Below are 26391 nucleotides of genomic sequence, written 5' to 3'. Positions count from 1 at the left end.
CGTATTCCGTTGGAAGGCGCCGCCGGCAAGCGCGGCGTGCTTACCGTGCGGTGCATCGGCCGGCCATTCAGGGCCATGTGCTGCGCCGCTGCGCCGCTTCATGTTCACGTCTCTCAGGTTCTGGCAACATCCTCGGACGCCAGAATCTTTCAGGCCGGCACTTCGTGCCGGCCTTTTTTTATCCGGCAACCTGACAAGTCAAAAGCCAGCGGGACTTTGGCGGAGAACGGCGCCATTTATGGAATCTGTTCATTTTGTAGCGGATTAATTCCGACACTCCCCGCGCATATTTAAACCGTATCGATTTACGCGCTTTCACCCAATTAGTGGGCACACGGCAAGCGCAGCCGGCCAGGTTGAACCGATATCAGAAACGTTGCAGCAAGCCCACCTGCACACCCTTGACCGGCGCGCCCGGATAAGCGACCGGCAGTCCGGTCACGTTGACGCCGCGCAGCGTGAAACTCGAGTCTTCGTGATTGGCCAGATAGGCGGCGCTGAAGTAGAGCTGCAACGTGCGCGACATGTCGTATTCGAACGCGGCACTGACCTGGTCCGCGCTGCCGTTGGGGGTCGTGTAGTCGCGTACGTGCGCATAACCGAGCGCGGCGCGCGCATGGGCCGAGAAGCTGTATTGCGCCGACAGCGAGCCGCCTGCGCCGTGATAGAGCGGCGAGCCGCCGTCGCCGTTGAAAAACGCCAACCACACGCGCAGATGGCCGAAGCCGTAGCTCGCGCCGCCGAGATTCGCGCGCAGCGCACCGCTGCCGTGCGTCTGCTGATGCGCGTACAGCAGATGCAGCCCGTCGAGATGATAGGTCGCGGTCGCGTAGTAGCCGTCGATACCGTTGCCGTCGTGCTCGGACGGATCGCGCGTCGCGGTCATCAGCGTCGCGCTGAAACCGGCGACGCGCGGCGACAGATAGGCGATCGCGTTGCTCGCATACGGCGTGATCTTCGACAGGTTGTTGAGCCCCGACGCGATGGTGCCGGCGCCGAACGCGTCGAGGTCGCCCTTGAACGGGATATAGATCGGCGAGTACTGCCGGCCGACGCGCACTTCGCCCCATGCGCCGCTCGCGCCGAGCCACGCCTGGCGGTTGAAGATCGAACCGGGAAGCTGCATCGAACCGTCGACGGAACTAAAGCCGTTCTCCAGCGTGAATACGATCGACGTGCCATTGCCGAGCGGCTCCGCGCCGTGCAGTCCGAGACGCGAGCCGCGAAACGCGCCCGAGTCGAGCCGGGGGGTCCAGCCGGAGCCGGGGTCGGTGATTTCGAGGCTGGTGTCGAACACGCCGTACAGCGAGACGAAGCCGCTGTCGTTGCCGACGGCCGCGCTTGCAGCGTGGGTGTAGAAGAACATGAACGCGCCGCCGATGAGGGTCGCCTTCGCGCGGTTCTTCACGACTGTGCGCGGCGACGTGGCCGCATTGGCCGCATCGGCCGGCTTCGCCTGGAGCGCTGCACGCGAAGCACTTGAACTGGCCGCCACCCGCGCGCGATGGCGGGCGGTCTTCACGAAAAATACCGGAGCATGTCGCAGGATCAGGTCCTCCGCGGGCACATCGATCGGCTTATCGCGAGCGAACTTATCACGTTCGCGCCGACTCGTGCAGCACCAAACGATTAACGCCCGCGATTGAACAACGGCGACGCATGACTTGCCGCCGCCAGTTCCGCGGCGGCCGCCAGCAGCGTCGGACCGAGACTCGCCATGCGCTTTTCGTCGAGCCGCACCAGCGGCCCGGCGATGCTGATCACGCCGAGCGCGGGATAACCGCGCCGCTGCACCGGCGCGGCCATCGCGGTCATGCCCGGCGCGAACACCTCGTTGATCGTTGCGTAGCCGCGCTCGCGCGCCGCGTGCACGAACTTCAGCAAGCCGGCAATCGTGGTCGGCGCATTCGGGCCGTACTGTTTCGGCTGGCCGAAGCCCTGGCGCGATACCAGTTCGAGCGCGCGTTCGTCGGTCATCGTCATCATCCATGCGTGACCGGTCGCGCTGCACGACAGGATCGTGTCCATCCCCATGTCGGGGTCGTAACGCAGACCCTTCAGCGCGCCCTGCGCTTTCGCGACCCACGTGAGCCGATCGCCGTCGACGATTGCGAGCCGCACCAGCTCGCCGGATTTCTCCGCCAGCCGGTCGAGCATCGTCTGCGCGATATCGACGATTCCCGACGTCGCGAGAAAACCGAGCCCGAGGCCGACGAGTTTGGTGGTCAACACGTAATCGCCATGCTCGCGCAACTGCCGCACGTAACCGCACTGCTTCAGATCGACCAGCAGGCGATGACACGCGCTGCGCGGGATGTCGAGTTCATCGGCGATCATCGCGAGCGGTGTGCCTTCCATCTGGGTGGCGAGAAATTCGAGTACCGCGAGGGTGCGTTCGGTGACGCCGGGCATCTTCGTCTCCAGGGGGTTCTTGTATTCGTGTGTTGTCGTCTGTGCGATGAGTCTTGCACATTATGAGATGAAATTCCACCCTGGAATGACGTCCCACCCACGGGTGTTAAGCTGTTTTGACGGTAGCGGACACGTGTCCATCGACGCGAATCGTTCCGGACTACCGATCACATTTCTCGCTCACACAACAGCGCGGCACGCGTATCGGGCACAGCCTGGCAGCCCAGCCGCGCGGCAGACGCACAAGGAGACAACATGATGGACGTTGCACAGCCCGGCTCGCACGCCGCAATGCGCACCCGCGCGGTCACGGCCGCCGCGATCGGCACCGCGCTCGAATGGTTCGACTTCACGCTTTACGGCGCCCTCGCCGCGACGATCCTGCCGCGGCTGTTTTTCCCGTCGATGGACCCGACCTCGGCGCTGCTCGCGTCGCTCGCGACCTTCGGCGTCGGGCTCGCGGCGCGGCCGCTCGGCGCGATCATCTGCGGCCATCTCGGCGACAAGCTCGGCCGGCGCAATCTGATGCTCGGCACCGTGACCGTGATGGGACTTGCGTCAATGGGAATGGGCTTTTTGCCGACCTACACCAGCATCGGCGTGTGGGCGCCGGTATTGCTCGTGCTGCTGCGGATCCTGCAAGGCTTCGCGCTCGGCGGCGAATCGACCGGCGCGCAGCTGATGGCGATCGAACACGCGAGCCCCGACCGGCGCGGCAAATACTCGGGGATTCTCGGCCTGTGCTCGCCGCTCAGCCAGATCATGGCGAACGGCGTGCTGCTCCTGCTGTCGTCGACGATGTCCGCCGCCGCGTTCGACAGCTACGGCTGGCGCATCCCGTTCGTGATGAGTTTCGTGCTGGTGATCGTCGGGCTGTATATCCGCCTGCGCGTCAGCGAAACACCGGCCTTTGTCGCGCTGCGCAAGACCGAGGTCGTGCACGTCGGCAGTCCGCTGCGCGACGCGCTGCGGTTGCACTGGCGCACCGTGCTGCGCTGGATGCTGTTCTTCTGCGGCCCGGCGGCGATCTTCTATCTGATCGTGGTGTTCTCGCTCAGCTACATCACCAAAACGCTGGCGATTCCTAAACAAACCGGCTTCCTGCTTTTGATGGGCGCGAACGTCTGCGCGATCGTCGGCGCGCTGGCGGGCGGGATGCTGAGCGACCGGATCGGCCGCAAGAAAGCGCTCGCGATCGGCTCGATCGCGACGCTGCTGATGCTGTTCGTCTATTTCCAGATTCTCGATACCCGCAGCTTTGTGCCGATGCTCGCCGCAATGGGTTTCTTCCTCGGCTTCACGCAGTTCCAGAGCGGCATCCAGCCGGTCGCGTTCGCCGAGGCGTTTCCGACCAACGTGCGCTACTCCGGTTCCGCGCTCGCCTATACCGGCGCGAACCTGGTCGCCGGCGGCCCGATGCCGGTGCTCGCGGTGTGGCTGTTCGCGGTGTGCAACGGCTCGCCGTGGGGCGTCGTCGCGGTGTGCGTGGTGTTCAATGTTATTTCGCTGGTGATGATTCTGACCGCGCGCGAAACCGCCGGCATCGACATGAATCGCACCGACTCAGCCGCGGCCGTCAGCGGCGCGGAAGATTTCGCGGCCGTGCATGCGGGCAATAGTCATCGGCTGTGAAGGTGACGCTCGGCATTTCATCGCTTCGCAGTACGCATGTATTTGGCCCCATCGTTTTGGCAAACAGGTAATAGAACCATGACTGATCTCGTCTATGTATTGAACGGCTCGAATCTCAACATGCTCGGCAGGCGCGAGCCGCATCTGTACGGCACCACCACGCTCGCGCAGATCGAACAGCAGATGCAGGCGCTCGCCGCACGCCTCGAACTTCGCTGCGAGTTTCGCCAGACCAATAGCGAAGCGACGCTGATCGACTGGCTGCAGGAAGCGTTCGAACGCGACGCGGCGGTGATTCTGAACCCGGCAGGCTTTTCGTTCGGGTCGGTGCCGGTGCTCGATGCGGTCAAGCTGATCGAGCGGCCGTTGATCGAGTTGCACATCACCAATATTCATAAGCGCGATGAGACTTATCGCCATTCGTTGATTTCGCGGGTGGCGACTGGGGTGATTTGCGGGCTTGGGGCCGACGGATATCTGGTGGCGTTGCAGGCGATGGCGATGGCGCTTGGCAAAAGGCCGAACTTCGGGTGAGTGCGTGGGTGGAAGGTGCGCTGCGCGACGCTGCAGGTTGAGCGTCGCGCGGGGTTGGCTTTCTTTCGATGGATGCAAATGCCGTGCGCTTCGGGGCACGGCATTTTTTTATTGGCGGTACGACGCGTTTTCTTTTGCACCGTTCGTGGATTCAACAGTTGTTGACATCCATGCGCGACTTTTCGCGCGCGGCTCGCTGCGCGCCAGGTGCGTGTCCGCAACCTTCCGACCCGCGAGTTATCGGGCTTGTGCGGGCGGTCCGTCGGACTTGTCCGACGGTGTGCTGCTCCGCGCGCTTTAAACCATTAGGCAAATTCTTATTCTGAAAATTTATTGAGATCAGGTTCTTTGGTGTACTTGTCAACTCGTACAACCAAGGAGGCCGGATGATGGTGTGGATTTTCAAACACGCAAGTGGCGATCTTTATCACGACGACGAATGGATCGCCAGGGGATATTCCGGTAAAGGCGACGACAAGAACAAGCACAGTAGTCAATATATCCGCGACAGAGGACCAATCCCAGTTGGCCGGTACGAGATCCGTCCGCCCTTTCCCCACGCCCATACCGGACCATATTCGATGCGGCTTAACCCGGTCGCGGGCACGAACTTAGGCGGCCGCGCCGGTTTTATGATCCACGGCGACAGCATCTCCGATCCCGGCAACACATCCAACGGCTGTATCGTTCTGCGCTTGGTATATCGGGAAAAAATCTGGAACAGTGGCGACAGACTGCTTAAGGTGGAGCATCCATGAAACGTACTCTTGCAACCATGCTGCTATCGCTTCCGGCGTTATGCCCCGCAGAAACCAGACCGAACCCGCCATGTAGCAACTGGCCAACCAGCATGGCCCAGGTGGAGTTAAGAAACGCTGGCATCCTCGGCGATATCGACGCTTCCAAAACCAGGGCCGTACAACTGGCATCCGGGGAGATCGGCAAATATAAGGACGGGACGCAATTATGGCGCGAGGTCTACCACGTTACCTTTCAAGAAAAAAACGGCGCTGAAGTCAAGGTCATTACCGTGAGCAACGCCGGGGAAGAAGAATGCTCGATGAGCGACGTGGAGGTTTTTGTCGTCTCACGACATCTGCCACCAGGGGATCCGGTAATTAAAGAACTCGACGACCCCGCTAGGAAGCATTGATTTCGCGGCGCAACGCTTCCAGCCCAAGCACGACTCGCGGGTATTTCGTCGAGCAGACCCGCCCATCATCTGATCCCGGCGGTCCAACGCCGGAAACCTTGCGAAATTGTATAGATCTGGAAAGTAAAAGCGAAGCGCACCCCCGATAGGATGTTCTTTTAGATTGCGGCATTTGGGGAGCGCCAATGAAGCGTTATTTTTATATTTCACTCGTTAGTCTCGGAAGCTGCTTTTCGCTCGTCGCGTGCGGCGACCGTCCGCCAGCTATCGCTACCCAATCGGCTCACGTCAAAACGCAGTCGATCGCGAAGGAATCCGAACTCCTGCGAATCACGCTGACGCCGGACGCGGAAGAACGTCTCGGCATCGCCCATGGCCCCGTGACTATACGTAACACGACCGCCAGTCGCATGTTTCAGGCGGAGGTGGTTGTTCCCCCGCTGGCCACCGGCGGCCTGCCCATTAGCACGACAAATGATTTGAGTTTGCTCGCGTCGAATCAGGTTCGCGCCGACGGTGAAATGGCCAAGGCGCAGGCTGAGTTGACCGTCGCGAAAAAGGCTGCGGATCGAGCGGCGGCCCTTGTGCAGCACGAGGCGGGCAGCGTTCGCGCACACGACGAGGCGATGTCCGCACTGGCAGTTGCACGCGCAAACCTGGAAGTCGCACAGAGGCAGAGAAGTCTCCTCGGACCGAGTGTGAGTTCGATGGTCCAGCACCATTCGCGATGGGTGCGGGTGCCCGTCTTTGCAGCGAATCTGTCGGCGCTGGATCTGCGTGCGCCGGCATCGCTGCGTGGCCTCGGCGCGGGCGACCGTGCATACGAAGTGCGCCGCGTGAACGGGCCACCTTCGGCCAACCAGGTCGCGGGCACAGTGGACCTCTACTACTCGCTCGAAGAGCACCTCGAAACGTTCAAATTGGGGCAGCGTGTTGCGGTAGACATCCCAATCAAAGGCGCCACGAAGCAGGCGGCCGTCCCCGCGTCGGCGATCGTGCGCGACATCCACGGCGGCGAATGGGTATACGTGCGTACTCAGCCCCACACGTACGAGCGCCGTCGCGTCGAAGTGGCAAAAACCGAAGACGGAAGCGCGCTGCTGGCGCGCGCGGCAATGGCGGACGCGGACGTCGTACACGCCGGAGCCGCTGAACTATTTGGCACTGAGTTTGGCACGAAATAACTGCGTGCGTTGGACATTCGGAGTGTATGTATGCTGAAGTGGCTGGTAGCCAACGCCTTGCGACAGCGAGTTCTTGTTTTGTTCGTCGCCGTTGTGCTCGTGATCGTCGGAGTGCGGGCAAGTAAAAATGTGAGTCTTGATGTATTCCCTGAATTCGCACCACCGATGGTCGAGATCCAGACCGAGGCTCCAGGACTGTCGACCGAGGAGGTGGAAAGTCTAGTTACGGTTCCACTCGAAGCCGGGGTTTACGGGGTGCCCGGAATGAAGACAATGCGCTCGAAATCGGTGCTGGGTCTGTCTTCCCTGGTCTTGATCTTCGAAGACGATTTCGACGTCTTGCGTGCGCGCCAGCTAGTACAGGAACGCGTTGCCGCCGCGGCGCCGAGGTTGCCCGCGGGCGTTCGCCCCCCAACGCTCCTGCCGCCACTTTCCGCGACCAGCCGCGCACTGAAGATCGGTATGTCCTCGTCATCGCTAGATGCAATGTCGATGTCCGAGATTGCGCGCTGGACGGTCCGTCCAAAGCTCATGGGGGTGCCTGGGGTTGCAAACGTGGCGATCTGGGGGCTGCGTGATCGGCAGCTTCAAGTGCTGGTGGACCCGGCGCGTTTGGCAGCTATCGGTGTAACCCTTGCGGAAGTCCAGCAGGCGGCGGCCGATGCCGTCGTTGTAACCGGCGGTGGCTTCGTGGATACGCCAAACCAGCGCATCGCAGTGCGGCACCCGTCATTCGTTCAAACACCGGAGGATCTCGCGCGGGCCGTGGTTAAGCTGGTGGATGGCGCACCGGTGCGGCTGGGCGACGTCGCGGAAGTTGTCGAGGGACATGCGGCTCCGATTGGCAGCGCCATTATCAACGAGCGCGACGGTTTGTTACTGATCGTCGAGAAGCAGCAAGGCGCCAATACCCTGGAAGTGACCCGTGGCGTGGAGAAAGCGATTGCGGATTTGAAGCCAGGATTGCAAGGTATCGACATCGATTCGTCAATCTTCCGTCCAGCCACTTTTATCGAGCGTTCTCTAAGTAACCTGGCAGAGGCGATGTGGCTCGGGTGCGCATTGGTCGCGCTGGTACTGCTCGTCTTCACGCGCGACTGGCGCTCGGCGGCCATCAGTCTTTCAGCAATTCCGCTTTCCCTGCTCGCGGCCGTTCTGGTAATGATCTGGACGGGCCAGACTCTCAACACCATGGTTATTGCTGGCCTCGTCATCGCACTCGGTGAGATCGTCGACGATGCAATCATCGACGTTGAGAATATCGGCCGTCGCTGGCGAGAAAACCGTCTCCTGCCTCGTCCGAAGCCGGCTTTCAACGTGGTACTTGCGGCGTCACTCGAGGTACGCGGCGCAGTGGTGTTCGCCAGCCTTATAGTCATGCTCGTGTTCCTGCCAATTTTCTTTCTGGACGGTGTGGCGGGCACGTTCTTCCGGCCTTTGGCCACGGCTTATATCCTCGCAATCGGTGCATCGCTGCTCGTCGCGCTGACCGTGACGCCCGCGCTCTGCCTGATCCTCTTGCCGCGGTTGTCTCGACATACCGAAGAACCTCGCTGGGTTCGCGCGCTTAAGCGGGGTTATCGAGCAATTCTTCCTGCAGTTGTCGGCCGGCCAGAGCTAGCGATGGGCGCGGTGGCAGGAGGGCTTCTGATCGCGGGTATCGGTTACAGCCAATTCGACAATCAATTTCTGCCTGACTTTCGCGAAACTGACTTTTTGATGCACTTCGTTGAGAAGCCCGGCACGTCACTCGAAGCGATGGAGCGAATTACGAAGCGAGCCAGTGGGGAGCTGAGGGCCATTCCTGGTGTTCGTAACTTTGGATCGCACATAGGCCGTGCCGAAAGTGGCGACGAAGTCTATGGCCCGCACTTCACCGAGTTATGGATCAGTCTGGATGAGCAGGCCGACTACGATGCCAGTGTGAAAAAAATTCAGGATGTTATCGATGGCTATCCGGGTCTTTATCGAGATGTGCTGACGTATTTACGTGAGCGGATTAAAGAAGTCCTCACTGGCGCCGGCGCAACTATCGTCGTGCGGATCTTCGGACCGGAGGTCGACGGTCTGCGTATGTCAGCAGAAGCGGTAAAGGCGGCGATTGCATCGATACCGGGTGTTTCCGACTTGAAGGTCGAACAGCAAAGCCTGATTCCACAAATCCATATCCGCCTCAAACCGGATGCTCTGGCAGCGCATGGGCTAACGGCCGGCGAGGTACGGCGAGCCGTTACGACGGTGGTTCAGGCAAGCAAAGTGGGTGAAATCTATCGTGATCAAAAGATCTTCGATGTGTCCGTATGGGGCACACCCGATGTCCGCAACGACTTGTCAGCATTGCGGCAACTCCAGCTGTCGAACCAGTCTGGCGCGCAAGTGCCGCTGGAGAGCGTAGCGGATGTGAGCATCAACCCCGCCGCCAACGAGATCAAACGGGAAAATGGCTCGCGCCGTATTGACGTAACGATGAATCTGAAAGGTACCGATCTGGGCAGGGTGGCTCGCGATGTCGAGGCGCGCGTGCGAGGGCTTGAGTTTGCGCGCGGTTACTACCCCGAGTTTCTGGGCGAGTACTCGGCGCTGCGGGCGTCCCAGCGGCAGTTGATGGTGCTCGGAGGTCTCTGCCTGATTGGCGTGCTGTTCCTCGTCTGGCTGGAATTCCGCTCGTTGCGAATGACCGCACTGTTGGCGGCAACTCTGCCGTGTGCGTTGTTGGGCGGCGTCGTCGCCGTCGCGCTGTCCGGAGGCGTGATGTCGCTGGGCTCTTTGGTCGGCTTCGTCACAGTGTTCGGTATTACTGCGCGAAATAGTTTGATGTTGCTCAGCCATTATCGGCATCTCGTGCGAAACGAAGGCGAAGTGTTCGGCCTATCCCTGGTCCTGCGCGGTGCCGAAGAGCGGGTCGTGCCGATTCTTATGACGGCCTCTTGCGCGGCGCTTGCATTGCTTCCGCTGGTCGCACGCGGCGACCTGCCGGGACACGAAATCGAGTATCCAATGGCGGTCGTCATTCTCGGTGGCCTGGTCAGTTCGACGGCATTGAACCTGCTATTGATGCCCGCACTTTACGCACGCTTTGGAAATAAGGCATCGAAGCGAGACAGCAAAACATGAAGAAGAATCGCCGCATCGTATCGCTGCTGCTTGCAGCAGTATTGGGGACATCCGGCTGTACGAGCCTACCAGGAAGTCATGCGCCGGCTCCTGCCGCCGACCTGCCACGCGCATTCGAAGCTGCCGCGCAACCCGGCGTAAGCTCCGACCCGGTCCCGGTTCGCTGGTGGCGTCTGTTCGACGATCCCGCACTTGATAGGCACGTCGAGCGTGCGTTAGCAGCGAATACGGACCTGCGTGTCGCGCTTGCCCAGCTTGAGATGGCTCGTGGCGAGCAGCGTCGGATAGGGGCAGCGCAGTGGCCAGCGGCTATCGTCGAGAGCAATCTTGGTTCGGATCCCAATGGCAAACAGCCAAGTACATCGATCGTGCCGAAAACAAGCTATGGACTCGGCGTCGCGGTCACCTATGAGGTGGATCTATTCGGACGACTACGTGACACGGCGGCTGCGGCGATGGCAGATTCAGCGGCCCAGAAGGCTGTGGCCGACGGCGTCAAGGTTACCGTGGTCGCAGACATAATCGCCGCCTACATCGATGTCTGCGGCGCGACTGAGCAGATAGCGCTTGTGCGTGAGCAAATCGAAGCCTTGCTGCGCAGCCGCGATCTGGTGAGTGAGCAATTGCGTCATGGTGATGCGTCACCCCTTGAACTCGCACAGTCCAATGCGGCACTCGAACGCGTACAGGCAAGTTTGCCCGCATATGAAGCGAGCCTGCAAAGCGCCCGGAACAGACTCACAGTGCTTCAGGGGCAGGCGCCAACAGCCAGCGCGGCCCGTGCGATAAATTGCACGGCTCTGCCGACAATCAGTTCGCCTCTACCTGTAGGCGATGGGGCCGCGTTGCTAGCGCGCCGGCCGGATATCCGCGAGGCAGAAAGGCGAGTAGCCGCTGCGACGTCGCGCATCGGGATTGCGACAGCCGAGCTCTATCCGAAAATCTCATTCGGCGCTTCGACGGGATTGCTTGGAGGTGCTATCGACATATTCGCGACGCCCCTCGTTAGCTGGGTCTTTTTGAATCGTGAGGCAATTCACGCGAAGGTCGCTATCGCTCGCAGCGGAGAACAAGCTGCTCTGGCGCAATGGGACGGCACGGTGCTTCGTGCATTGCAAGAGGTCGAGACGGTTCTCTCAGACTATAGCGCCGAGGTGCGACGGCGTGACGCATTAGAGAAGGCGCAAGCCGAAAGTGTACTGGCGCTGGCGCGCGCTCGAGCCCGTCATCAGGCAGGTGCCGATCCCTATCTTTCGGTGCTTGACAGTGAACGCACACTCAATGACACTGCCCAACTTCTGACCGGAAGCCGAATTCGACTCGCTCAACTTCAGGTCTCCTTATTTCGTAGTCTCGGCGGCGGTTGGGAGGCGACCGATTCGTCTATTGCAAGTTTCAGGGGAAAGTATTGAGGGTTTTGATTGCAGACGACCACCGCGACACGGTGGACTTTATCAGCCGTGGGTTAGTCCAGGCCGGGCATACGACCACCGGGGTCGGTAATGGTCAAGATGCGCTTTTTCAGGCAACGGAAGAGTCGTATGACGTGATCGTACTCGATCGCATGCTGCCGGGGCTGGACGGTCTGTCAGTGCTAAAAATGCTGCGTGCCGGTGGAATCAACGTTCCTGTTCTACTGCTCACGGCAATGGGCAAGATCGCCGAGCGGGTCGAGGGCCTCGAAAATGGCGCCGATGACTACCTGGTTAAGCCTTTCGCGTTTTCAGAACTGTACGCGAGACTCAACGTGCTGGTTCGCCGTCCCGCTGCTGTAGAAGTCGATTTTTGCTTACGCGTCGGCGATATCGAACTCGACGTACATAGACGTACGGTGCGGCGGGCCGGCCGTCGCATCGATCTGCAGCCGCGAGAAGTGCTGATGCTCGAGCAACTTATGCGCAATGTCGATCGCGTCTTGACCAAAACCATGCTGCTGGAGCAAGTATGGGACTTCAATTTCGACCCGCGTACCAACATCGTCGAAACCCACATTAGCCGCCTTCGCGCCAAGTTGAACGAAGGGTTTGAAAAGGACCCGATCGTTACCGTGCGCGGCGCGGGTTACACGATCAAGACGGCATGAGGTGGCCGCGTACGACACAGGGGCTCGTTGCACTCGCCAATCTGATGCTCCTTTCAGCAGCGTTGCTGCTCGGTTGTGTGACATACGGCGTTACCCACGAGGCACTCGAGCAGCAGTTGGATCACCGCGTGGACGTCGAAACAACAACGCTGATCCATCGGTATCAGGACGGTGGAGCGGCAGCCGTCACCCGGGCGATCGATCAACGCGAAAATGAAGATTGGCATCGTGCTGCCGGCATGTGGTATGGCCTGTTCGATGCAGCAGGTCGGCGTATTGCGGGCTCTCTGGATGTAGTCAGTCTCGAGATCGGTCGACAAGAGCATCTCCAGGTCAGGGGCTCAAACGAAATTGCACGGACTGACCTCCAGGCGCTCACCACCCGCCTTTCAGACCAACTGACATTGGTAGTCGCCGCTGAGCGCACGCCTATTGCAATGATCGATCGCACGCTAGGCCGAATGGTCGCCGGCGTGCTAGGTGCAATGACGCTCGTCGGTATCGCGGGTGCGTGGATGATCGGGCTTGTCATCCGCCGCCGCCTGGAGCGCATCAACGATACGGCGGAGGCGATCATTAATGGCGACTTCTCGAGTCGCGTAGCGAATGCTAGTAATGCCAGCGAGTTCGACCGGCTGGCATTAACGATAAATCGCATGCTCGATCGCAATGCAGAGCTCATGGAGAACCTTCAGCAGGTATCGAGTGACCTGGCTCACGACTTACGCACACCGATGGCGCGCATGCAGCAAAGACTGGAGAGCGCGTTGCTCGAAGCGAGTGATATTGCCGACTATCGCTCAGCCATTGAAAGTGCGGCCGAAAACGGTCGTGACGCACTGGAATTGTTCTCTGCACTGCTTCGTATTTCAGAGATCGAGACACAGCAAGTGCGGTCAGCGTTTCGGATGGTTGATCTATCCGCTCTGGTTGAGCGCGTCGTCGACGCTTTCCGCCCTGATATTGAGATGGCGCAACACGAACTCAGGTTGGAAATTGAAAGTGGCATCCATATCCTGGCTGATCGGCACCTACTGTCGCAGTTGCTCGCAAATCTGATTGAAAATGGTATTCGCCACACGCCAGCCGGCACCGAGCTAACCGTCTCGTTGATTCAGTACCGAGGGCGTCCAAGGCTACTTATGTCCGACAATGGACCAGGCATAGCACCCGATGATCGTGCGAAGGTACTCAGGCGCTTCGTACGTCTGGAGCAAAGCCGTTCCACTCCCGGTTACGGATTGGGCCTTGCACTTGTGGCCGCAATAGCGCGAGCTCATCACGCAACGCTGGTTCTAGAGGACAATTGCCCCGGACTTCTGGTTTCACTGACCTTCGAGGTTGGAAATTGAGGTCGTCTCGCGTCCCTCCCGGCCGTGCCCACGTGGCCGAATCACTCTTCCCCGCCCCCTGTCGTTTTTCACGCGACGATTAAATTCAGACCAGCGAAACCCATATAATCGCCGAAGAGGTCAGACAACTTGCGTACAATCGTCGGCAGTCTGACCGCGACCCGACGCGCAGCGCCCACTCCCGACACCTCTGCCCCCGTGAATTCGACCGCCCCTGACTCCGCCACGCCCGCCGTAACAGCCACACCCGCCACACCCGCCACGCCCTCCGCTCCCGCCCTGCCGTTCCGCCATGCGTTGTACGCGATGCTCGGCATCGGCCTCGTCAACATGCTGGTCGCGCTCGATCAGACCGTCGTCAGCACCGCGCTGCCGTCGATCGTCGCCGAACTGCATGGCTTCGAATACTTCGCGTGGATTGCAAGCGCGTACCTGCTCGCGTCGGTCGTCACTGTGCCGGTGTTCGGCCGGCTCGGCGACTATTTCGGCCGCAAGCGCTTCGTGATCGCCGCGGTGATCACGTTCACCGCCGCATCGGTGTTGTGCGGGCTCGCCAACAGCATGCTGTTTCTGGCGATCGCGCGCGGCCTGCAAGGCATCGGCGGCGGGATGATGGTCGGCACCGCGTTCGCGTCGATCCCGGATCTGTTCCCCGATCCGCGCACGCGCGTGCGCTGGCAGGTCGTGCTGGCCGCCGCGTACGGAATCGGCACGGCCGCCGGCCCGTCGCTCGGCGGCTGGATGAGCGAGCACCTCGGCTGGCGCTCGACGTTCCTCGTCAATCTGCCGGTTGGCGCGGCGGCGCTCTATTTCATCTGGGCCCATCTGCCGAATTTCCGCCGACCGATCGACGGCGAAGTGAAGATCGACTGGCTCGGCGCGGGTCTGGTCGCGGCGGTGCTCGGCGGCTTGCAGGTATTTATCGAGGCAGTGCCGAAGCACGGTCTGACCGCAGGCAATCTGGTGCTCGGCGCGTGTGTGATCGTCGGCGCGATCGCACTGTATACGTGCGAAAAACGCGCGCAGCACCCGATCATCCCGCTCGACCTGTTCAAGGACGCACAACTCGTCACGCTGTTTACGCTCGGCATGCTGTCGGGCTTCGTGATGTTCTCGCTGATCTTCTTCGCGCCGCTGCTATTGCAAGGCGGCTTCGGCCTGTCGCCGCAGCAGGCCGGCCTGCTCGCGACGCCGATCGCCGCGTGTATCGCGCTCGGCAGCGTGCTCAATACGCGCATCGTGATTCATATGAAGAAGCCGACGCGGATTCTGACGATTGGTTTCGCTTTACTGATGTTCGCATCGATCGCGCTCGCGTTCGCGAATCCCGATACGCCGCATCTGCGCATCGTGCTGCCGATGGGCGCGGTCGGCATCGGGCTCGGTTTCATCCTGAACAACCTCAATATCTTCGGCCAGGAGATCGCCGGGCGCGAACGGTTCGGCATCACGACCGCGCTGCTGCAATCGACCCGCATGGTCGGCGGAATGCTCGGCACCAGCATCGTCGCGACGGTCGTGTCGCATCACTATCGCGACGTCGTCTCGCGCACGCTCAGCGTGCTCGGCGAGCCGGCCGCGTCGCAATGGCAACCGCGTTTCGCGGATTTGCGCATCCTGATCGACGACGCGTCGCGCGCGCAATTGATCGCCGACATGAAAACGTCGGGGCTCAATACGCTTGCACTGCTGGACAACGCGCGCGATGCGCTGGTGCAGTCGATTCATATTGGCGTATGGTTGACGGCAGTGGCGTCGCTCGCGGCCGCGCTGCTGGTGCAGCGGATTTCGCACGTGGTGTTTCGGAAGGGGTAAGGGGCGGGTCGGCATCGCTCGATGGAGCCGCGTTTCGTTGATCGCCTGAATTAACGGATCTGGGATCTGACATGCAAAGTTATCCGAAGATCGAGCAGGTAGACTTGCCGCCGTCCTCGCGGCTCAGTTCGTCGTACGGCCACGCCGACTTTGCGGACGCCTTCTCGGTGGACCTGTCGGAAACCGCCGCCGACGACGCCGCGTCTCTCGCGCGGCACGCGTTTGCAAAGCAACCCGAGTGGATCGCGATGCTGCTGAAATTGCGCGACATCCTCGTGTTGCCGTTCGGCCTGAAGAGAGCCGTCGATCTCCAGACCAAACAAGCGAGCGCAGACGAGCGGATCAGCCTTTTTTGCGTGTTCGAACGACATGATGACGAGGTCGTTCTCGGCGAGAACGACAGGCACCTCGATTTCCGCGTGTCGGTGCTCGTACAGCCGGCATCTCATGGTCGACCCCGTCGCCTGATCATGACGACACTCGTTTTCTACAATCGCCCGCTGGGGCAGGCCTATATTGCGTTGATCGCACCGTTCCATCGGATGGTGGTGCGTGCCACACTCGATCGGGCACAGCAGCTCGGATGGCCCACCGCATAACGTGCGGCGATGACTTCGTTTTTCCGGGCAGCAATACAAACGCCCCTTTTTCAAGGGGCGTCAGAACTTTCCGGGTGAAATACGCCGAAGCGTTCGTTAGAGCTTGCGGCGCACTCTCAACACATTTACCGCGCACTCACCGCACCAGGCACGGCTTCTTGTTATCGAACTTCCAGTTCGGAATCAGATACTGCATCGCCACACCGTCATCGCGCGCGCCGAGTCCATGCTGCTGATACAGCGCGTGCGCCTTCTCCAGCTCATCCAGATCCAGCTCGATGCCGAGTCCCGGCTTCTGCGGCACCTTCACCTTGCCGCCGACGATCTGCAACGGCTCCTGCGTCAGGAACTGACCGTCCTGCCAGATCCAGTGCGTGTCGATCGCGGTGATCTTGCCCGGCGCGGCGGCCGCAACGTGCGTGAACATCGCCAGCGAGATATCGAAGTGGTTGTTCGAATGCGAACCCCACGTGAGGCCCCAGTCGTTGCACATCTGCGCGACGCGTACCGAACCCTGCATGGTCCAGAAGTGCGGATCGGCGAGCGGAATGTCGACCGACTGCAACTGGATCGCGTGACCCATCTGGCGCCAGTCGGTCGCGATCATGTTGGTCGCCGTCGGCAGGCCGGTCGCGCGGCGGAACTCGGCCATCACTTCGCGGCCCGAGTAGCCGTTCTCCGCGCCGCACGGATCTTCCGCGTACGCGAGCACGTGATGCTGATCGCGGCACAGCCGCACCGCTTCGGCGAGCGACCATGCGCCGTTCGGATCGAGCGTCACGCGTGCGTCAGGGAAGCGCTCGGCCAGCGCCGTCACCGCTTCGATCTCCGCGTCGCCCGGCAGCACGCCGCCCTTCAGCTTGAAATCGTTGAAGCCGTAGCGCACCTGTGCGGCTTGCGCGAGTCGCACGACCGCTTCCGGCGTCATCGCGACTTCGGTGCGCACGCGCTCCCAGTCGTCGCGCGCGCCGGCGTTGTTCGCATACGGCAGGTCGGTCTTGTTGCGGTCGCCGATATAGAACAGGTAGCCGAGCATTTCCACTTCGTCGCGCTGCTGGCCTTCGCCGAGCAGTGCCGCGACCGGCACGCCGAGATGCTGGCCGAGCAGGTCGAGCAGCGCCGCTTCGAGCGCGGTCACCGCGTGGATCGTCGTGCGCAGATCGAAGGTTTGCAGCCCGCGGCCACCGGCGTCGCGATCCGCGAACTGGGTCCGCACCTTGTTCAGGATTGCTTGCAGATTGCCGATCGACTGGCCGACCACGAACGGCCGCGCGTCATCGATGGTCTTGCGGATGTTCTCGCCGCCCGGCACTTCGCCGACGCCGGTATGGCCCGCGCTGTCGCGCAGAATCACGATGTTGCGCGTGAAGAACGGACCATGCGCGCCGCTCAGATTCATCAGCATGCTGTCGCGGCCGGCGACGGGCACGACGCGCAGTTCGGTGACGATCGGCGTGCCGTTCGATTCGGTAGGTTTCGTGGTCATGGAAAAAGCACCTGTGTGATGAAGTAAGCCCGCCAGCGGAATTCGCAGCGCAGCGCGCGCGTGTTCGACCGGGCGGAAACGGAATGACGGCCACATGCGGCCGTCAGTGTAGTCAATGTGCGTTGCCGCGCAACGTCTCGCGCGCCGGTTCGCGGTTGCCGGGTTTGTTGCGAGTCAGGAAGCCGGCCGCCGCCGCGAGCAACGATGCGATGCCGAGCCCATACAGGCCGCCGGTGATCGAGCCGGTGTGCTGCTGCAGATAACCGAAGGTGGCCGGCGCGAAAAAGCCGCCGAGATTGCCGACCGAATTGATCAGCGCGAGCACACCGGCGGCGACGCGCGCATCGAGATAGCCCTGCGGAATCGGCCAGAACAGCGACGATGCGGCCTTGAAACCGATCGCCGAAAAACAGATTGCGACGAACGAGAACACCGCGTTGCCCGACGTCGATGCGAACAGCCCGGCCGCCGCAATCACCAGCGCGACCGCGAGCCACCCCTGCTGGAAGCGCCATTTCGCCGACACCACCGCGAAGCCGTACATCGCGACCATCGAGATCAGCCACGGAATCGCGTTGAACATGCCGACCTCGAAATCGGACAGGCCGCCCATCTTGCGGATGATCGTCGGCAGCCAGAAGGTCGCCGCGTAAATGGTCAACTGGATCGCGAAGTAGAGGAAACAGAACAGCGCGATCTGCGGGTCTTTGAGCAGCTTGAGCGTCGGCAGATGCGCGCCGCCCTGCGCTTCGCGCTCGGCCTGCTCCGCCGCGATCGACTGCGACAGCACGCGCTGCTCTTCCGCGCTGAGCCAGTGCGCGTCGCGGATATGCGACTTCAGCAGCAGCCAGCTGACCACGCACAGCACGATCGAAAAACCGCCTTCGATCAGGAACATCCACTGCCAGCCTTGCAGGCCGAAGCCGCGAATCGACAGCAGCGAGCCGGTGATCGGACCGGACAGCACCGACGCGAGCGCCGAGCCGGACAGGAAGATCGCGATCGCCTTGCCGCGTTCTTTTTGCGGCAGCCATTGCGTGAAGTAGAACACCACGCCGGGGAAGAAGCCCGCCTCGGCGACGCCGAGCAGAAAGCGCAGCACGTAGAACGACGTGTCGTTCCACACAAACGCCATCGCGGCGGCGACGATGCCCCACGTGCCCATGATCCGCGTGAGCCACGCGCGCGCGCCGAACTTCTGCATCAGCACGTTCGACGGCACTTCGAACAACGCGTAGCCGATGAAGAACAGACCGCTGCCCAGCCCATACGCGGCCGCGCCGATACCGAGATCGGCTTTCATATGCGTGTTGACGAAGCCGATGTTCACGCGATCGATATAGTTCGCGATGAACATGATCAGGAACAGCGGCAGTACGTTGCGCTTTACTTTCGCGACCGCGGATTCCAGCGGATCGAGCACGGCGGACAGGGCTGAGGTCAAGGTGGGTCTCCGGGAGTCGGCTTTTAGCGGTTCCGAGATGGAAGGACGCTTACCGTGTAACATACGTTGTCTGACGACAGTCTACATCGATGCTTGATTAAGAACCAGCCGGGTGTTTACCCTGTCAATTTTCGTTGATTCCCTTGATCTATAGTGGACCGCCGCGGCCCCTCCCTTACTGGCCGGCACTTGCATTCGCCAAAAATAGGACGTCTGATGACTTAGATTTTATCCTGCCTTCTGAACCTTGGAGGCGGACTTGCCGGTGCCTTGCTGCGCACGCGGTCCGCCATGCCGGGAACCGCCCTCCTGCCGCCCGCGACAACCGGCTCGCGTACCTCCCCACCGCGCCTCCGGCTCACATATCCGGCTCACATAAATAGCCGGTAACCGTGCCGCCCGCGCCCGCAAATCGAGTACAGTCCTGTGCAATACTTTGCGGGCAATCAGTCAACCAGCCACAAAAATGAGCAGCCTAACTGAGAAGGTGGTGGCCACCCTTTCCGATGAAATCCGCCGCGGAGCGCTAAGGCCAGGCGACCGCATCCCCACCGAAGTCGAGATGATGAAGCAGCTCAGCGTGAGCCGCTCGGTCGTGCGCGAGGCGATTTCGCGTTTGCAGGCGGCCAACATCGTCGAAACGCGCCACGGCATCGGCACTTTCGTGCTCGCGCCGGCCGCCGAAAAACCGATGCAACTGGCGGCCGCCGACCTGTCGAGCATGCTCGACGTGATGGCGATCATCGAATTCCGGATCGACGTCGAAGCGGCCGCGGCCGCGCTCGCGGCGTCGCGGCGCACCGAACAGAACCTGAAGCAGATCCGCACCGCGCTCCAGCGGTTCGAATCGGAGTTGGAGCGCGGCAGCACCGACACGCTCGCGCACGACATCGAGTTTCATTTGCAGATCGCGCGCGCGAGCGGCAACCGCTATTTCTTCGATGTGTTGAGTCAGCTCGGCCGCTCGGTCAGTCCACGTACGCGGCTTGGGTCGGCTGAGATCGCGGAGCTCGACCAGATCGAGGTGCTGCGTAACGTGCTCGGGGAACATCTGCTGATTTATCGCGCGATCGAGCGACAGGATGCCGACGATGCGCGTGCGGCGATGCGGATGCATTTGAGCAACAGCCGGGAACGGCTGCGGCGGGCGCATGAGTTGACGAAGGTGGGGGTTTGAGGGACGCGCAGGCGTCGGCTGGCGTTGAATGACGTTCGCTGATCTTCGTGGTGGAAATTGGGTATGGTCGGGCAGATGAGGTGGGATTGTTTGTCTCGGTTCGGGCCAATACGAGACGCTCGACGACGATGTCCAGATTGGCGACGATCGGCGTCAGCGTCTCAACTAGCTCAGAGACCTACATTTGCTGTTTCCCGCGGGTTGGCTCGGTTCGCAAAAATTAACCTAACTCATAGCAATTCGCCACGGAAAGATCTAAATCATTGGGGTGGCGAAGGGTTCACTTAGACGGCGGATCAGTTTTGTACCGGCGTTGAAATCTTCGCTCGCTCCATCCTCAATCGCACCTGGACTTCCGCCGCGTTTGAGGACGTAACACCGATGCTCGCGAACGTTCCAACATCTTGATCGGCCTTCGACAGAACGTAAGCTAGATAGTGGTATGTTCCACCGTGACCTTCAATGTCCCGATCCGCAACAACTCGCAGTTGAAGACGGGGGCGTTGCGCGCCAGTCACTATGCGTTTGAAATGCTGGATTGAGGTGGCAGCGTCGCCCCTCCTTGCCCAAACGGAGCAAGAATTGTCGGCTTGCCAGATGATGATGAAATTGCCTAAATGGCTCGGTGCTGACCATACCTTGCCGGCCTTCCCTCTCAGCACTTTTGCAGAGAATACTGGGTCAGCGTCACGCAAGTCATACTTCGCAACCAGCGCATTCAACGCTTCGCGATTTCCAACTGATGGGATGCACAGATCCATGAACAGTCGCGTTGCCACATTCGACTGAGCGACTGCGGGGGATGAGGGGGCCTCCTGCGCCACAACACACGCCGAAAAAATCAGTGTTGTCGCAAGGATAAATGGTTTCATGGTGCCGGTCGGCTTTTGATTAAAAGGTCCGGTCATGGAATTCCCCCTTTTTGTAGCTCCAAGTGTGTCGCCAAATATTGTTCTCCACTGGACCAGAATCCAATACCTTTCTTTTGTTGAACGTCTCCTTTCGGACATTTCAGGGGGCTGCCATGGGTCGTTTTATGCGTTTTGCGTGATTCGCACACCGGAAACGATTGTGGTGCGGGGTCGTGGGACGCAGTGCGGCCATGAAGCGACGTTCGCTATTGCTTGGAAAGTGTCATTCAAACGACCGCTTCGCCTCCGGTAGCTGCCAATGCGGTCGCGTGAGGTCAAGCGACCTCAGCGGGTCGCACTCAGCCGGTCGCCCTGCTTCGATGCCGCCTCGCATCCTCGAAGCACATCGGGCCGTAGTCGGGCAGAAAGCGATATCACCAGCGCCCGACAGCAGTCTTCACGTACCATTGGCCGAACGTCGATTCGCATTTCCTGCCAAAACGACGGTCGTCTAAATAATCTCAGAAGACAGAATCGAACCCACTACACCGCGTCACGCCCTGGGCCAAGCGCCTCATTGCCGAGCCGCATCGACAGGCCCCGGGCGAACCCCTCATCGCCCGGGTGCGGGCCGCTCTACGTCATCGCACTGGCACTCGGTTCGAGCGCGGAGTGACTCTCCCCGGCTTCGGGCCGGATCCTGAACCAGATCGAATACATCGCCGGCAGAAAGACCAGCGTCAGAATCGTTCCGGCAAACGTCCCGCCAATCAGCGTATAAGCTAGCGTGCCCCAGAACACAGAATGCGTCAGCGGGATGAAGGCGAGCATCGCGGCGAGCGCGGTCAGAATCACCGGTCGCGAACGCTGGATCGTGGCTTCCACCACCGCGTCGAACGGCGTCATGCCTTCGCGCGCGTTCTGCTCGATCTGGCCGATCAGAATAAGCGTGTTGCGCATCAGAATGCCGGAGAGCGCGATCAGTCCCACCAGTGCATTGATTCCGAAGGGTTGGTTGAACAGCAGCAGTGTCGGCACGACGCCAATCAGACCCAGCGGACTGGTCGCGAACACCATCAGGGTCGCGGCAATCGAGCGCGTCTGAAAGATGATGATGAGCAGCGTCAGCGCAATCATGATCGGAAACAGCGGCGCGAGGGCCTTCGTCGCCTTGTTGGCCTCTTCGATGGACCCGGCTTCCTCAATCCGATATCCGTCCGGCAGCTTCGCAATAATGGGCTGAAGTTGCGCCAGCATCGCCGTCGACACATCGGGCGGCTGCAGTCCTTCCGCAATGTCGCCACGCACGGTGATCGTGGGCGTGCGATCGCGTCGGCGAAGAATCGGATCTTCCATGCGGATATCGACCTTGCCGACCTGCGAGAGCGGCACGCGCTGACCCGCCGCGCCGATGAGCGTAAATCCCTCGATACGCTGCGGATCGAGCCGTATCTCGCCCGCCGATCTCGCGACGAGTTCTACCGAGCGAATGTCCTCGCGCACGTGCGTGACGGGAATTCCGGTCAGCAGGAATTGCAGTTGCTGAGCGACGGAACTCGACGTCAAACCAAACGCACCGAGCCGATTTTGATCGAGCGTGAAATGCACCGTGGGCACGCGCGGACCCCAGTCGGCATTCACCGTTCGCATCATCGGGCTGGCGTCCATGGTCCGCTCCACCTGCGCGGCGATGGTGCGCAAGGTGCCGGCGTCCGGGCCAATGACGCGAAACGCAACGGGATAAGGCGAGTAAGGGCCAAACACCAGTTGCGTGACGCGAACCTGCGCCCCGGGCACCAGGCCTTCAGCGACGACTTTGCGCAAGCGGAACTTGAGCGCCTCGCGCTGCTTCTCGTCATTCGTGCGGATCACCATCTTCGCGAAGGAAGAATCGGGCAGCTCCGGCGACATCGCCAGATAGAAACGCGGCGCGCCTTGACCAATATACGACGTCACGATCTTCGCTTCCGGCTGATTCGCGAGCCAAGCCTCGACTTTTTTCGTGGCCGCAGACGTCTGTTCGATCGACGTGCCGTAAGGCATCTGCACTTCCACGAGCACTTCCGGGCGATCGGAGGTCGGGAAGAACTGCTTTTTCACCAGCCCCATCCCCATCATGGCGATCATGAACGAACCCACCACGATTCCCGCGACGAGCCACTTTCTCCGAATCACGCGCCCGAGGAACACGCGGAAACGCTGGTAATTCGGCGTGTTGTAGATCGCGCCGTGGCCGCCTTCGATCACCGGAATATCGGGCAACAGCTTGACGCCGAGATACGGTGTGAACACAACGGCCACGATCCACGAAGTAATCAGCGCGATGCCGACGATCCAGAACATATTGCTCGTGTATTCGCCCGCCGTCGAACGCGCGAAACCATTCGGCATGAAGCCGACGGCCGTAACCAGCGTTCCCGAAAGCATCGGCGCAGCGGTGTGACTCCACGCATACGCAGACGCCTGAACGCGGCTGTAGCCCTCTTCCATCTTCACGACCATCATTTCGATAGCGATGATCGCGTCGTCGACGAGCAGGCCCAGCGCGAGAATCAGCGAACCCAGCGTGATGCGATCGAAGCTCTTGCCCGTTGCAGCCATGACAACAAACACGCCCGCGAGCGTCAGCGGCACCGCAGCCGACACCACGATGCCGACCCGCCAGCCCATGCTCGCGAAGCTCACGACCATCACCACGAGCAGCGCAACGAAGAACTTGACCATGAACTCGTCGATCGACGAGTGAATGTTGACGGCCTGATCGGTTACCTTCGTGAGACTCATTCCGAGCGGCAGTCCGGCATTGACCGACGCGACTTCCTTGTCGAGCGCCTGCCCGAGACTCAGCCCGTTCCAGCCGTCCCGCATCACGACGCCGAGCAGCAGTGCCGGTTCGCCGTTATTGCGAATCTGAAACGTGGCCGGGTCTTCGTAACCACGCTCGACAGTCGCCACGTCCGAGAGCTTCAGCGTCCGGCCCTGAACGACGATGGGCGTGTCGCGAATGGTCTGCAGTTTGTCGAACGCGCCTTCGACGCGAATGAAAACCTGCGCGCCTTGCGTGTCGATCGAACCGGCCGGTGTGAGCACATTCTGGTTATTCAGCGCCGCGAAGATATCCTGCGGCGTCACGCCGAGGGTCGCGAGGCGGTCGTGCGAAAAGGACACGTAGACCCGCTCCGCCTGCTCGCCGATGATGTTCACCTTCTTGACGCCCGGCACATGAAGCAGCCGCTGGCGCAGGCCTTCGGCATCGCGCACCAGCAGGCGTTGCGGCTCGCCTTTCGCCTTGAGTACGAACAGCGCGAACGTCACATCGGAATACTCATCATTGACGAGCGGACCGATCACGCCTGGCGGCAGACTGGTCGCTTCGTCGGAGAGTTTTTTGCGCGCCTGGTAGAACTGCTCGGGCACGTCCGCGGGCGGCGTGCTGTCGAGCAGGGTCACGGTCGTGAAAGCGAGCCCCGGGCGCGTATAGGTCTCGGTGCGGTCGTACCAGCGCAATTCCTGCATGCGCTTTTCGAGCGGCTCGGCCACCTGATCCTGCATTTCCTGCGCGGTGGCGCCCGGCCAGGCCGTGATGACCGTCATCGACTTGACGGTGAATGGCGGGTCTTCGGCCCGCCCCAGTTTGAAGAAGGCAACGACGCCTGCGATGGAAATCAGAATGATCAGAAACAGCGTGACCGAGCGTTCTCGCACCGCGAGCGCCGATAAATTGAAGCCGCTCATTGCGCCGCTCCTTCCCCGGAGGTCGACGCCGTGGTCACCGCGTCGCGGGCGACGCGCACGCGTTCTCCTTCGTGGACCAACTGGGCGCCCAGCGCAACGACTTGGTCGCCGTCGCGAAGATCGCCGATCACCGTCGCCGTGTCGTCGCTCAAGGCTGTGACGCGAACCTTGTGCCAGCTCGCGCGCGACTGCAATCGATCGATAGTCCAGACGCCGGTGCCCGTGCCCGGATCGAACAACGCGCCGACCGGCACCTCCATCGCGGCCTGCGCCTGGCTCGCAGCGCCGGCGAGATCGAGCGTCACGGTCGCGCCGAGCGGCGCATTCGACAGCGCGCCTTCGAGCACGTACCTCGCCTCGTAGGTCCGCGTCAGGCGGTCGGCGGAATCGGAGAGCTGACGCAACGCGGCGGGCACCGGCTTCATCCCAGCGCCGTACAGCGTCGCTTCGGCCGTCGAGCCCAGTGCGGGACGCAACGTCTCCGGAAGCTGGACGACGGCCTCGCGCGGCCCGGCATGCGCGAGCCGCACGACGATCTGCCCTGGCGCGACCACCTGGCCCGGCTCGGCCAGCGTCTCGACCACCACGCCGTCGGCATCCGCAACGAGCAGCGCGTAACCGGACGCGTTGCTCGCGAGCACCGCCTGCGCCTTCGCCGCGACGAGCTGCGCCCGGGCGGCATCGGCGGCCGCCTTGAGTTGCTCGTAGGTCGACGCAGACACCGCGCCCGCCGCAACCAGGTCGCGATAGCGCGCCTCGTCGGCAGCCGTCTGCGTGGCGCGCGCCTGGGCGGCGTCCACGAGTTCCTGCTGCGAGCGGGCCTGCAATCCCAGATCGATCGGATCGATACGCATCAGCGGCTGGCCGCGCTTGACCACCTGACCTGCATCGACCAGACGCTCGATGACCTTGCCCTGAACCCGGAAACCAAGATCGCTCTGAACGCGGGCCCCGACGACGCCCGAAAACGACCGGCTCGCGCCCGCCGCGGCCTGAATGGCGCTCGTCCGCACAAGCGGCGCCTCGGTACGCGGATCAGTCGCCGGCCGCTCGCCGCACGCCGCGAGGGCGAGCGAAGCCAGACTCAGTATGTAGACAAAATGATGGTGCCGGAACATGAGGTCGCCCCTCGCAAAGAACAGGAGGCCTCATTCTGATTCCAGTGACCAAATCAGTCAACAGTCACAATTAGACTTAAGGAGCAAGACTTCTGAGTACCAGGCTCGCGAGCTGGACCGTTGCCTCTTCCGCGGCATCCAGGTTGTACTGGAGCAACAAGGGATTGAAGTACGGCTTCATCACCAGAAAGATCGCATTCACCGCCTCGTCCATTGGCGTTTTACGTTCGAATTCGCCGGTCGCCCGGCCAAGCCGCAGGATATCGGCGATGAGTTGGCGAATCTGTTCTTCATAGCCTTTGACGGAAGGCCAGGGCGAGGCAGCCGCCACAGAGGCGATGTCGTAGAGCTTGCGATCCTGGAAAAACAGATGGCTACCCGACGCCAGTAACGTCTTGAACATGCGCCGAAATTTCTCCGTCGCGCTGTGTGCGTCGTCGACATTCGCGCTGACGGCGGCAATCATGGCGGCAAGGCGATTGGCGCAGATGACTTCACCAATTGCCTGTTTCGAGTCGAAAAATTTGTAGATATAGGCTTTCGAAAACCCGATTTCCTTCGCGAGATCGGAAACTGTGGTCTTTTCATAGCCATAGCGACTGAAGTATTCCGTTGCGGCTTCGACGATCTGGGCGCGCACTTCGTGGTCCGAGGGGCCACGGGACGGGGAGGCGGAAGGGATGGGCTTGTTCATGCCTCAAG

General features: G+C 61.3%; 20 protein-coding genes. 12 read left to right on the top strand and 8 right to left on the bottom strand.

All coding sequences use genetic code 11. The features are described 5' to 3' along the window. Window positions 1–367: 367 nt before the first annotated feature. Window positions 368–1366 (bottom strand): porin, encoded by a 999-nt coding sequence (locus LJ656_RS09640; RefSeq protein ID WP_230509416.1) that lies wholly within the window; start codon window positions 1364–1366, stop codon window positions 368–370. Window positions 1367–1629: 263 nt separating this feature from the next. Continuing rightward, window positions 1630–2412 (bottom strand): IclR family transcriptional regulator, encoded by a 783-nt coding sequence (locus LJ656_RS09635; protein WP_230509063.1) that lies wholly within the window; start codon window positions 2410–2412, stop codon window positions 1630–1632. Window positions 2413–2667: 255 nt separating this feature from the next. On the opposite strand from LJ656_RS09635, the gene LJ656_RS09630 reads away from it, so the two are divergent. From LJ656_RS09630 to LJ656_RS09580, 11 genes are all read left to right on the top strand, one after another. Further along, the gene (locus tag LJ656_RS09630) at window positions 2668–4044 is read left to right on the top strand and encodes an MFS transporter (protein ID WP_230509062.1); all 1377 of its coding nucleotides are present in this window, start codon (window positions 2668–2670) and stop codon (window positions 4042–4044) included. A 78-nt stretch (window positions 4045–4122) separates the two neighbouring features. After that, on the top strand, window positions 4123–4578 hold the full coding sequence (locus LJ656_RS09625; RefSeq protein ID WP_230509060.1) for a type II 3-dehydroquinate dehydratase: 456 nt from the start codon (window positions 4123–4125) through the stop codon (window positions 4576–4578). A 386-nt stretch (window positions 4579–4964) separates the two neighbouring features. Beyond that, window positions 4965–5336, top strand: a complete 372-nt coding sequence (locus tag LJ656_RS09620) for a tlde1 domain-containing protein (RefSeq protein ID WP_230509058.1) — start codon at window positions 4965–4967, stop codon at window positions 5334–5336. After that, window positions 5333–5731 (top strand): hypothetical protein, encoded by a 399-nt coding sequence (locus LJ656_RS09615; RefSeq protein ID WP_230509056.1) that lies wholly within the window; start codon window positions 5333–5335, stop codon window positions 5729–5731. Before LJ656_RS09620 ends, LJ656_RS09615 begins: the two co-directional genes overlap by 4 nt. A gap of 185 nt (window positions 5732–5916) precedes the next feature. Continuing rightward, window positions 5917–6915 (top strand): efflux RND transporter periplasmic adaptor subunit, encoded by a 999-nt coding sequence (locus tag LJ656_RS09610; protein WP_230509055.1) that lies wholly within the window; start codon window positions 5917–5919, stop codon window positions 6913–6915. Between the two features lie 30 nt (window positions 6916–6945). After that, window positions 6946–10029 carry an efflux RND transporter permease subunit gene (locus LJ656_RS09605; protein ID WP_230509052.1) on the top strand — a complete coding sequence of 1028 codons (3084 nt, stop codon included), beginning with the start codon at window positions 6946–6948 and terminating at the stop codon, window positions 10027–10029. Next, window positions 10026–11441 (top strand): efflux transporter outer membrane subunit, encoded by a 1416-nt coding sequence (locus LJ656_RS09600; protein ID WP_230509051.1) that lies wholly within the window; start codon window positions 10026–10028, stop codon window positions 11439–11441. The genes LJ656_RS09605 and LJ656_RS09600 overlap by 4 nt, the downstream gene beginning before the upstream one ends. 5 nt (window positions 11442–11446) lie before the next feature. Then, window positions 11447–12112, top strand: coding sequence for a response regulator transcription factor (locus tag LJ656_RS09595; RefSeq protein ID WP_230509049.1), 666 nt, complete (start codon window positions 11447–11449; stop codon window positions 12110–12112). A 44-nt stretch (window positions 12113–12156) separates the two neighbouring features. Continuing rightward, the gene (locus LJ656_RS09590) at window positions 12157–13464 is read left to right on the top strand and encodes a sensor histidine kinase (protein WP_230509047.1); all 1308 of its coding nucleotides are present in this window, start codon (window positions 12157–12159) and stop codon (window positions 13462–13464) included. 306 nt (window positions 13465–13770) lie between these two features. After that, window positions 13771–15279: an MFS transporter gene (locus LJ656_RS09585; RefSeq protein ID WP_230509415.1), complete on the top strand. Its 1509-nt coding sequence runs from the start codon at window positions 13771–13773 to the stop codon at window positions 15277–15279. A 71-nt stretch (window positions 15280–15350) separates the two neighbouring features. After that, complete coding sequence (locus tag LJ656_RS09580; protein ID WP_230509045.1) at window positions 15351–15878, top strand: DUF2867 domain-containing protein; 528 nt, start codon at window positions 15351–15353, stop codon at window positions 15876–15878. Window positions 15879–16014: 136 nt separating this feature from the next. Here the strand turns inward: LJ656_RS09580 and gudD are convergent, their stop codons facing one another. Together gudD and LJ656_RS09570 are read right to left on the bottom strand one after the other, a co-directional pair. Further along, window positions 16015–17364, bottom strand: coding sequence for a glucarate dehydratase (gene gudD / locus LJ656_RS09575; RefSeq protein WP_230509043.1), 1350 nt, complete (start codon window positions 17362–17364; stop codon window positions 16015–16017). Window positions 17365–17476: 112 nt separating this feature from the next. Next, window positions 17477–18808: an MFS transporter gene (locus LJ656_RS09570; protein WP_230509040.1), complete on the bottom strand. Its 1332-nt coding sequence runs from the start codon at window positions 18806–18808 to the stop codon at window positions 17477–17479. Between the two features lie 466 nt (window positions 18809–19274). Here LJ656_RS09570 and LJ656_RS09565 point away from each other — a divergent pair, with 466 nt between their 5' ends. Beyond that, on the top strand, window positions 19275–19985 hold the full coding sequence (locus tag LJ656_RS09565) for a FadR/GntR family transcriptional regulator (RefSeq protein ID WP_230509039.1): 711 nt from the start codon (window positions 19275–19277) through the stop codon (window positions 19983–19985). Window positions 19986–20281: 296 nt separating this feature from the next. Here the strand turns inward: LJ656_RS09565 and LJ656_RS09560 are convergent, their stop codons facing one another. The 4 genes from LJ656_RS09560 to LJ656_RS09545 form a co-directional block, all read right to left on the bottom strand. Beyond that, window positions 20282–20893 (bottom strand): NMCC_0638 family (lipo)protein, encoded by a 612-nt coding sequence (locus LJ656_RS09560; RefSeq protein ID WP_230509038.1) that lies wholly within the window; start codon window positions 20891–20893, stop codon window positions 20282–20284. A 579-nt stretch (window positions 20894–21472) separates the two neighbouring features. Continuing rightward, window positions 21473–24571 (bottom strand): efflux RND transporter permease subunit, encoded by a 3099-nt coding sequence (locus LJ656_RS09555; RefSeq protein ID WP_230509036.1) that lies wholly within the window; start codon window positions 24569–24571, stop codon window positions 21473–21475. After that, on the bottom strand, window positions 24568–25689 hold the full coding sequence (locus LJ656_RS09550) for an efflux RND transporter periplasmic adaptor subunit (RefSeq protein WP_230509035.1): 1122 nt from the start codon (window positions 25687–25689) through the stop codon (window positions 24568–24570). Before LJ656_RS09550 ends, LJ656_RS09555 begins: the two co-directional genes overlap by 4 nt. Window positions 25690–25765: 76 nt before the next feature. Further along, window positions 25766–26383, bottom strand: a complete 618-nt coding sequence (locus LJ656_RS09545; RefSeq protein ID WP_230509034.1) for a TetR/AcrR family transcriptional regulator — start codon at window positions 26381–26383, stop codon at window positions 25766–25768. Window positions 26384–26391 lie beyond the last annotated feature (8 nt).

The sequence above is a fragment of the Paraburkholderia sejongensis genome (genome assembly GCF_020880815.1).
In the GTDB taxonomy this organism is placed as follows: Bacteria; Pseudomonadota; Gammaproteobacteria; order Burkholderiales; family Burkholderiaceae; genus Paraburkholderia; species Paraburkholderia sejongensis.
Note: the sequence above shows the minus strand (reverse complement) of the source record. Positions and strands in the feature narration are given on the sequence as shown.

Bases quoted from the DNA above. Each gene is read 5' to 3' on its own strand.
- LJ656_RS09640 (WP_230509416.1), bottom strand. From the start codon at position 1,366: ATGTTCTTCTACACCCACGCTGCAAGCGCGGCCGTCGGCAACGACAGC.
- LJ656_RS09635 (WP_230509063.1), bottom strand. From the start codon at position 2,412: ATGCCCGGCGTCACCGAACGCACCCTCGCGGTACTCGAATTTCTCGCC.
- LJ656_RS09630 (WP_230509062.1), top strand. From the start codon at position 2,668: ATGATGGACGTTGCACAGCCCGGCTCGCACGCCGCAATGCGCACCCGC.
- LJ656_RS09625 (WP_230509060.1), top strand. From the start codon at position 4,123: ATGACTGATCTCGTCTATGTATTGAACGGCTCGAATCTCAACATGCTC.
- LJ656_RS09620 (WP_230509058.1), top strand. From the start codon at position 4,965: ATGATGGTGTGGATTTTCAAACACGCAAGTGGCGATCTTTATCACGAC.
- LJ656_RS09615 (WP_230509056.1), top strand. From the start codon at position 5,333: ATGAAACGTACTCTTGCAACCATGCTGCTATCGCTTCCGGCGTTATGC.
- LJ656_RS09610 (WP_230509055.1), top strand. From the start codon at position 5,917: ATGAAGCGTTATTTTTATATTTCACTCGTTAGTCTCGGAAGCTGCTTT.
- LJ656_RS09605 (WP_230509052.1), top strand. From the start codon at position 6,946: ATGCTGAAGTGGCTGGTAGCCAACGCCTTGCGACAGCGAGTTCTTGTT.
- LJ656_RS09600 (WP_230509051.1), top strand. From the start codon at position 10,026: ATGAAGAAGAATCGCCGCATCGTATCGCTGCTGCTTGCAGCAGTATTG.
- LJ656_RS09590 (WP_230509047.1), top strand. From the start codon at position 12,157: ATGCTCCTTTCAGCAGCGTTGCTGCTCGGTTGTGTGACATACGGCGTT.
- LJ656_RS09585 (WP_230509415.1), top strand. From the start codon at position 13,771: ATGCTCGGCATCGGCCTCGTCAACATGCTGGTCGCGCTCGATCAGACC.
- LJ656_RS09580 (WP_230509045.1), top strand. From the start codon at position 15,351: ATGCAAAGTTATCCGAAGATCGAGCAGGTAGACTTGCCGCCGTCCTCG.
- gudD (WP_230509043.1), bottom strand. From the start codon at position 17,364: ATGACCACGAAACCTACCGAATCGAACGGCACGCCGATCGTCACCGAA.
- LJ656_RS09565 (WP_230509039.1), top strand. From the start codon at position 19,275: ATGAGCAGCCTAACTGAGAAGGTGGTGGCCACCCTTTCCGATGAAATC.
- LJ656_RS09560 (WP_230509038.1), bottom strand. From the start codon at position 20,893: ATGACCGGACCTTTTAATCAAAAGCCGACCGGCACCATGAAACCATTT.
- LJ656_RS09555 (WP_230509036.1), bottom strand. From the start codon at position 24,571: ATGAGCGGCTTCAATTTATCGGCGCTCGCGGTGCGAGAACGCTCGGTC.
- LJ656_RS09550 (WP_230509035.1), bottom strand. From the start codon at position 25,689: ATGTTCCGGCACCATCATTTTGTCTACATACTGAGTCTGGCTTCGCTC.
- LJ656_RS09545 (WP_230509034.1), bottom strand. From the start codon at position 26,383: ATGAACAAGCCCATCCCTTCCGCCTCCCCGTCCCGTGGCCCCTCGGAC.